This is a genomic window from Streptomyces sp. SID486 (assembly GCF_009865385.1).
Classification (GTDB): Bacteria; Actinomycetota; Actinomycetes; order Streptomycetales; family Streptomycetaceae; genus Streptomyces.
Map to the genome: position 1 here is coordinate 1 of NZ_WWJT01000725.1, position 7,678 is coordinate 7,678.

6 protein-coding genes and 1 pseudogene are annotated in these 7,678 nt (G+C 74.9%); 2 read left to right on the forward strand and 5 right to left on the reverse strand.

The features are described from left to right. Positions 1-501 (forward strand): annotated as a pseudogene (locus GT045_RS34085) (hypothetical protein); the annotation flags it as partial. A gap of 74 nt (positions 502-575) precedes the next feature. Here GT045_RS34085 and GT045_RS34090 read toward each other — a convergent pair. The 5 genes from GT045_RS34090 to GT045_RS34110 form a co-directional block, all read right to left on the reverse strand. Then, the gene (locus GT045_RS34090) at positions 576-3,164 is read right to left on the reverse strand and encodes a SpoIIE family protein phosphatase (RefSeq protein ID WP_161336554.1); all 2,589 of its coding nucleotides are present in this window, start codon (positions 3,162-3,164) and stop codon (positions 576-578) included. A gap of 271 nt (positions 3,165-3,435) precedes the next feature. Next, positions 3,436-3,834 carry an ATP-binding protein gene (locus tag GT045_RS34095; RefSeq protein ID WP_345942839.1) on the reverse strand — a complete coding sequence of 133 codons (399 nt, stop codon included), beginning with the start codon at positions 3,832-3,834 and terminating at the stop codon, positions 3,436-3,438. 255 nt (positions 3,835-4,089) lie between these two features. Then, positions 4,090-4,515, reverse strand: coding sequence for a (deoxy)nucleoside triphosphate pyrophosphohydrolase (locus GT045_RS34100; protein WP_161336555.1), 426 nt, complete (start codon positions 4,513-4,515; stop codon positions 4,090-4,092). 30 nt (positions 4,516-4,545) lie between these two features. Beyond that, positions 4,546-4,737 carry an SPOR domain-containing protein gene (locus GT045_RS34105; RefSeq protein WP_161295156.1) on the reverse strand — a complete coding sequence of 64 codons (192 nt, stop codon included), beginning with the start codon at positions 4,735-4,737 and terminating at the stop codon, positions 4,546-4,548. A gap of 380 nt (positions 4,738-5,117) precedes the next feature. Further along, the gene (locus tag GT045_RS34110) at positions 5,118-5,870 is read right to left on the reverse strand and encodes a GntR family transcriptional regulator (protein ID WP_161295155.1); all 753 of its coding nucleotides are present in this window, start codon (positions 5,868-5,870) and stop codon (positions 5,118-5,120) included. A gap of 420 nt (positions 5,871-6,290) precedes the next feature. Here GT045_RS34110 and GT045_RS34115 point away from each other — a divergent pair, with 420 nt between their 5' ends. Further along, complete coding sequence (locus tag GT045_RS34115) at positions 6,291-7,484, forward strand: serpin family protein (protein WP_345942840.1); 1,194 nt, start codon at positions 6,291-6,293, stop codon at positions 7,482-7,484. Positions 7,485-7,678 lie beyond the last annotated feature (194 nt).

The window sequence follows — 7,678 nt, forward strand, 5'->3', positions numbered from 1 at the left end:
GCTTCGGGTGGGGCGCCCGGACGGGCGGCCCCCGCCGGCGGGGTGCCGGGCGCGGTGCGTGCGGAGCCGGGCGGTGGGCCGTACGACCCGCTGGACCTGCTGCGCCGGAGCCGCCGGGCCGTCGAGCGGCCGGACGGGCCGGGCCCGGGGAGCCCGGACGCCGGGGCGCTGCTCGTGGCGCGGGCCTCCGTGGCGGGGGCCGAGGAGTTCATCGCGGTGCACCGGGGAGCGGTGGGCACCAAGGCGCGCACCCGGCTCGCCGAGGCGGTACGGGAGTTGGGGGCGGGGAACGCCGGCCGGGCGGATGCCGCGGCCGCGCGGGCGCGGGAGCTGGCCGAGCGGGACGTACGGGCGCACGGCACCCCGTACGCCGCTGCCGGGGCCGACGCGCCCGGGCTCGCCGGCGCGGTGCTCGGCGGCATCCTGCTGGCCGAGGACCCGGACGGCGGTCCCCCGGCGGCGTTCGGCGGCCCCGCGACCCGCTCCCGCCACCACGCCTGACCGCCGGCCCGGACGCCCCGGGGTGCCACGTCCGGTCGGGGCCGGCGGGATCGGAACCGGGTTCAGAACAGGACTCAGAACAGGCTGAGGAGCGCTTCCGCCGGGTCGGTGAGGGCGCCGTCCCCGCCCGGGAGGGGCAGTTCGAACCACACCGTCTTGCCGCGGGGCGTCCGGCGTGAGCCCCAGGCCGCGCTGAGCAGTCCGACCAGCTGCAGTCCCCGGCCGCCCTCGTCGGTGTCCCGGGCCCGTCGGCGCCGTGGCTGGACCAGTCCGGAGTCCCAGACCTCGCAGACCAGTGTGCGGTCCAGCAGCAGCCGTAGCCGGATCTCCCCCTCGCCGTACCGCAGTGCGTTCGTCACCAGCTCGCTGACCAGGAGTTCCGCCGTGTCGACCAGGGGCTCCAGGTCCCAGGACGCCAGCCGGCCGCGCGCGTACTCACGGGCCCGGCCCACGCTGCGCGGCTCGCGGGGCAGCGTCCAGTCGCCCACGGAGTCGGCGGGCAGGCCCTGCACCCGGGCCATCAGCAGCGCGATGTCGTCCTCGCCGTGGTGGGTGTCGAGGGTGCTGAGGACGTGGTCGCAGACGTCCTCCAGCGGCCGGGAGGGGTCCGTCAGCGCGCCGACGAACGCCTGGAGGCCCTCGTCGAGCGGGTGGTCGCGGGATTCGACCAGGCCGTCGGTGTAGAGGGCCAGGAGCGCGCCCTCGGGCAGTTCGACCTCGACCTCCTCGAACGGCTCGCCGCCCACGCCCAGCGGCATGCCGGGCGGCACGTCCAGCATCAGCGCCGCCTCGCCCGGTTCGACCAGGACCGGCGGCAGATGGCCGGCGTTGGCGAACGTGCAGCGCCTCGTGACGGAGTCGTACACGGCGTACACGCACGTCGCCAGGTACACCTCGGAGAGGTCCGCGTCCCGGGGCTGCCGGGCGGTGCGGGTGGCCTGCTGGACCCCGCCCGGCGTGCCCAGGCCCCGCGCGATCTCGTCCAGGGCCGACAGCACTTCGGCGGGTTCGAGGTCGAGCAGCGCCAGGGTGCGTACCGCGGTGCGCAGTTCACCCATCGCGACGGCCGCGCGCAGGCCCCGGCCCATGACGTCCCCGACGACCAGCGCCGTGCGGTGGCCGGGGAGTTCGATGACGTCGAACCAGTCGCCGCCCACCTCCGTCGCCGCGTTGCCGGGCAGGTAGCGGCAGGCGATGTCCAGGCCGGACGCCTCCGGGTCGCCCGGCGGGAGCAGGGACCGTTGCAGTATCAGCGCCCGTTCGTGCTCCCGGCGGTACAGGCGCGCGTTGTCGATGCAGACGGCCGCACGCGCGGCCAGTTCGACCGCGAGGTCCCGGTCCCGCTCACCGAACGGCTCGCTGCCCTTCACCCGGGAGAACTGCGCGAGTCCCACGACCGTGTCGTGGGCGACCATCGGCACGGCCAGGACGGACTGCACGAGGCCGCCCTCCTCGGCGGGCACGTACTGCGGGCGGGCGGTGCGCAGGGCGTCCGCGCAGGGCGAGTTGAACGGGAAGTGGTGGACCGCACCGACCTCGACGGGCTGCCCGGAGCCGTTGAGGGGGGCTCCGGAGACGGCGCTGGCGAAGGCGACGCGGCGCAGTTCGGCGCTGCCGTCGGCGAGGCCGGGCGGGGTCTCGTCGCCGGCCAGCAGGCCCTGGTAGAGGTCGACGGTGGCGAGGTCGCAGAAGCCGGGGACGACCACGTCGAGGAGTTCGCGTGCGGTGGTCTCCAGGTCGAGCGAGTTCCCTATGCGGGCGCCGGCCTCGTTGAGCAGCGCGAGGTTGCGGCGGGCGGCGGCGGCCTCGCGGGCGGCGGCCCGGCGGGCGGTGATGTCGGTGCCGAGCCAGGCGACGCCGATGGGCCGGCCGCTGCCGCTGTGCACCCGGTAGAGGTTGACGGACCAGTGCCGCCGCTCCTCGGAGCCGGGGACGAATCCGGTCACGTGCATGTCGGTGATGGACTCGCCGGACTCCAGCACCCGTCGCAGCGTGGCGGAGACCCGCTCCGCCTCACCGCGCGGAAGGTAGTCGTGGACGCCGTTGCCCCGGTGGTCGTCCGGGGTTCCGCCGAAGGTGGAGGAGAAGCGCATGTTGGCCCGGCGGACCCGCAGATCGGTGTCGATCAGCAGGAAACCGAAGGGCGATTGGCCGAAAATCGCCTGCGAGGCGGCGAGATCCGTCTCGATGCTGCGCAGTGTGCGCACGTCCACGACGATGCAGACGGCGGCCTTGTCCCCCTCCGCGGTGCGCGTCGGCATGACGTACACCTCCGCGAGCCCCTCCTCGCCGCGCCCGCCGTCGGGGCCGTCCGGCATCCGGAACGGCACCACTCCGGTCCACTCGCGCCCGTCGAGGATTTCGGCCATCTTCCGCTGGCCGCGGTCCCGCAGGTCGGGATCGACGAAAGCCTCTATGGGGTCCATGCCGACGGCGCGCGCGGCGGGGATGCCGAAGATCTGCTCGGCCCGCAGGCTCCACTGGTCGACGAGGCCACCGGGGCCGATGGAGAAGGAGGCGACCTTGATGTAGTCGTAGATCGAACCGGGCGGACTGCTCTGCCACATGGCATCGCCGGACTCCGCGGCAGCCTCCGCGGCCTGACTCCTCGCGCCGTCCGACGGGTCCTCGGACTCCGTGGCCTTCGCTGGTATCTCGCTCACGCGAACCGTCCCCTCCAGCTCACCGCGTCCGGCACCGGTCACCGGGGGCGGCTGCCCGCAGTATCCAGCACTACGGCGCCGCACGACACGGTGTTCACGATCACAGCCCGGTCCAGGTGCTTTTCGGACCGGTCCGTGACAACACTTCCACTCTTCTAACCAGGGAACACACCCCCGAATCACGCTCCGCCGGACTGCGTGCGCCCCCGGCGCGCGGGGTGGACGGCACGTCGACGGCTGTACACCCCGTGCCCCCGCCGGTGTTCCGTCCTCACCCGGGCACCGCCAGCTCGAACCAGACGGTCTTTCCGGCCGTGCCGGGCCGGGTGCCCCAGCTGCGCGAGGAGCCGGCGACCAGCTGGAGACCGCGTCCGCCCTCGTCCTCGGGGTGCGCCACCCGTTCGCGCGGCGGGTCGGGGAGCGGGTCGGAGACCTCCACCCGCAGCGTGTCGTCGAGCCCGGGGGGACGGACCAGCCGGACGCCGATGGGGCCGGTGGCGTGCCGCAGCGAGTTGGTGACCAGCTCGCTGACCAGCAACGCGGTGAGATCGGCGACGCAGTCCAGGTCCCAGCCGTGCAACTTCCCCCGCACCGCCGCACGGGCGGCGCGCACGGCGCCCGGCTCCGCCGGAAACGTCCACTCGGCGCAGTCGCCATCGGTGTCGATCACGCCGATCACTTCCCGGGCCAGCGGAGCCTACCCATGTCCGGTTTCATGGGGTTAATGGGCACATACCCGATATCCGGGCGGCAGTACCGCACGAGTGGGCGCACTGTGGCACGAACGGCGTACGAGGCGCTCGGCCGAACCGGCGTGAGCCCCACGAACCCCTCGCCGTGCCCGTCTGCCACCCGTGCCGGCCGGCCGCGCCGGGCACGCACACCGGCCGGTCACGCCGGCCGCCCGCGAGCGGCCCGCGGCGCGCTAGGCGGAGAACGCGGCGAGCCGCTCGACCTCGCGCACGGCCGGGACGTCCTGGTCCAGCCAGTCCACCTGCCACAGCTCCGCGGGCGTCAGCCAGCGCAGGTCGTCATGGTCCTGGAGGGGGCGGGGCGCCGGTGAGCCGGGCCGCAGGCGGGCGGTCCACACCTGGAGCACGTACGGCGCCCGCAGCGGCCAGCGCCCCGGCACGCGGCCGACCGGCTCGGCGTCGACGCCCAGTTCCTCGTGCAGTTCGCGCACCAGGGCGTCCTCGGGCCGCTCCCCCGCTTCGACCTTGCCGCCGGGCAGCTCCCAGCGCCCGGCGAGATCGGCGGGCGCGCTGCGGCGCGCGGCCAGCAGCCGGCCGCCGTCGAGCAGGGCGGCGCCCACCACCACGATCGGTTCCGGTCCGGGGGTCTCGCGCGTCATGCAGCGCAGACTACGGGAGGTCGCGGCGGGTCAGTTCCGCGAGCCGTCCTCGTTCTGGCCGATGCGCTCGACCCAGTAGAGCTGCTTGTGCCCCCGGTCGTCGAGGCTGTCGGCGATCTTCTGCGCCTCCGCGCGGGTCGCGTACCGGCCGACGCGGTAGCGATTGCCGTTGTCGTCCTGGCGTATCACGATCCAGGGCATCGAGACCGTGCCCTCACTCATGGCCCCCACCGCCCGCGCCCCTTCCCGCACCGCCCCACCCGCTTCCCCCGGACAACGAAACCGCAATCCGCATATGCCCGAGCGTACGCCCAACCTTTACGCTGCGAATACGGCTTTTCACAAAGAGGTACGCAACCAGCCAGAACGCCGGGGGCGCACGGGACCGAACGCGCCGTCGGGAACTCGGCTTCCTCCGGTCGGGGGCATACCGGGGCAGCCGGGATCACCTGGGAGAACGGCCGGATCGGTGCGGCCGTCGACGGGGGCGCCGTGGCCGGGAGGCAGGGGAGGCGGCCGCCGGGGAGCGCCAGGGTGTGCGCCACCTCACGCGGGGGGCGCACCGGGGGCCGGCCGGCCCGCGCGGCGGCCGGGCGGTGCGGTCACTTGACGGGCAGGTGGTATGCGACCCGGTAGCGGTCGGCCGGGATCACCACGTCGGCGGTCTCGACCGGGCGGCCGGAGGCGAAGTACGTGCGCTGGACGACCAGGACCACATGGCCGGGGACACCGCCGAGCAGGTGCAGCTCCTCGGCGAGGCCGGGGCGGGCGCCGACCTCCTCGGTGACGTTGTCCACGATGACGTCGATCGCCCGCATGCGCTCGACCACGCCCATCCCGCCGAGCGGGCCCTCCTCGGGCAGCATCACCGGGGTGCGGCCGGTGACGGCGAGGGGCTCCCAGGAGGTGGAGAGCATCATCGGCTCGCCGTTCTCCCGGAAGAGGTATTTGGTGCGCATGACCCGGTCGCCGGTGTGGATCGCGAGCCGCTCGGCGATGGCCGCGCCGGCCCCGGTCTGCTCGCTGCTGGACTCCCAGGTGCCGCGCACGGAGGCGTCGGCCTGCTCCTGCCGGAAGGGCGTGGCGCCGCCGGCCGGGCGGTACCCGGAGCGGGCCACACGCCGGGGCACCGGCCGCTCGCGCACGTACGTCCCCGAGCCGGAGCGGCCCTCGACCAGCCCCTCCGCCATCAGTACCTTGCGGGCCTCCAGCGCGACGGTGTCCGAGACGCCGTACTCCTCGCGGATGCGGGCCTGGGAGGGGAGGCGGGTGTGGGGCGGGAGTGAACCGTCGACGATCTTCTTGCGGAGATCACCCGCGACGCGCAGGTACGCCGGCTGCTCACCGAAAGTCACTGGCCGCTCCCATCAGGTTGTACAGACAGCAACAGCCTGGCAACCGTGGGTTCTGCCGTGCAAGCAAAGGCCAGAGAATCACTCGATGTGATGACAAGCGGGTGGGGAGGGCTTTACCCAGCCACTTTCCCTCCCGTATAGGGGTGCTCGCCGACAACCGCCCTCACACCTGTCACAGGCGGCCCCCGGTAGCGTGCTCCTGGACCGGCCGGTGGCACAGGACCACCGGCAGCATGACGAGCGGGGCGGAACGGGGGCGGTATGCGGGGGGAGACCCATGCGTGCGGGCGGGCGCGCGGCCGGAGGCACTCGGGCGCACGGGCGCGTGGCCGGGTGAGCGGGGCGCGGCTCGGCGGCGTACATGAGTGAGGACGGGCGGGACGTGGGCGGGGCCTCGTGGGAGGGCGACCGGTGAGCAAGGTGACCGAGGAGACGGTCCGGCGCGTGAACGGGCTGACGGCCCGCTGGGCGCAGACGCCGTCCGAGGGCACGGTGTTCTCGGCGCCGTGCGTCTGGCCGCTGCTCGCCTTCCTGGCGGACGGCGCGGCCGGCCCGGCGCGCGCCGAGCTGGCCGGGGCCCTGGGCGTGCCGGCCGGGCAGGCGGCCGGGGCCGCCCGGGAACTGCTGGCGGGCATGGCGTCGGTGGCCGGACTGGACGCGGCGCTCGGCCTGTGGACACACCACGGGCTGCCCCTGCGGGAGGAGTGGCGGGCCGGGCTGCCCGCCGGGACCCACGGGACCTTCGGGGACGACCTCGTCACCGCCCAGGAGCGGCTGGACGCGTGGGCGGCCGAACGGACCGGCGGGCTGGTGGAGCGCATGCCGGTGACGCTGACCCGGGAGGCGCGGATGGTGCTGGCCGGTGCGGTCGCGCTGCGCACGGACTGGCGGCAGCCGTTCACGGAGCTGCCGCTGCGGCCCGGCTCCGGCCCCTGGCAGGGCCGTACCCTGCGCGGACTGCACCGGCGCAGCGTACGGCCGGACCGGGTGGGGGTGGCGGGTACCCCGGAGGGCTTCGTCACCGCGCTGACGGTGCCCGGGGACAACGGCGTCGACGTCCACCTGGTGCTCGGCGAGGAGCGGATGACACCGGGTCAGGTGCTGACGGCCGGTGTGGGCATCGTGGAACGCGGTCTGCCGCTGACCGCGGGCGGCGCCCTGCCGCACGGGCACGTTGGCCCCGGCCTGCACGTGGAGCAGCAGCCGGCCGCGACGCCGGAGCCGAGGACCCTGGACGTGCGCACGGTGGCGTACGAGGTGCGGGCCGACCACGATCTGCTCGCCCTGGCGGGCCTCTTCGGCCTCACCTCGGCGACCGACGCCAGGGGCGGTCACTTCCCCGGTGTGAGCGCCTACCCGCTGGCCGTCGGGGAGGCCCGGCAGTCGGCGGTGGCCCGGTTCGGCGCGCTCGGCTTCCGGGCGGCGGCGGTGACGGCGGTCATGGCGGCGCCGGGCGGCGTCCCGCAGTACCGCTACGAGACCACGGTCGTCCGCGTCGCCTTCGACCGCCCCTTCGGCTTCCTCGCCGCCGACCGTGACTCCCGCCTGGTCCTGGCAGCGGGCTGGGTGACGGAACCGGCCCCCTACCCGGCGACCGGGCTGGGGCCCGTCTGACGATCGCGGCCTGCCGTGCTACGTCGTGCCCGCGCTCCCGCCGCACCGCTCCCGTACCCGCGTACGCCGGGTACGAGGGCCCGGGTCCGTCTCGGGCGTCGGGAGTGGGCGGCTGGGTCGTCTCAGCCGTCGGAGGTGACCGGCTCGGGTTCGTCTCAGGCGTCGGAGCTGACCGGCCGGGTCCGTCCCGGGCG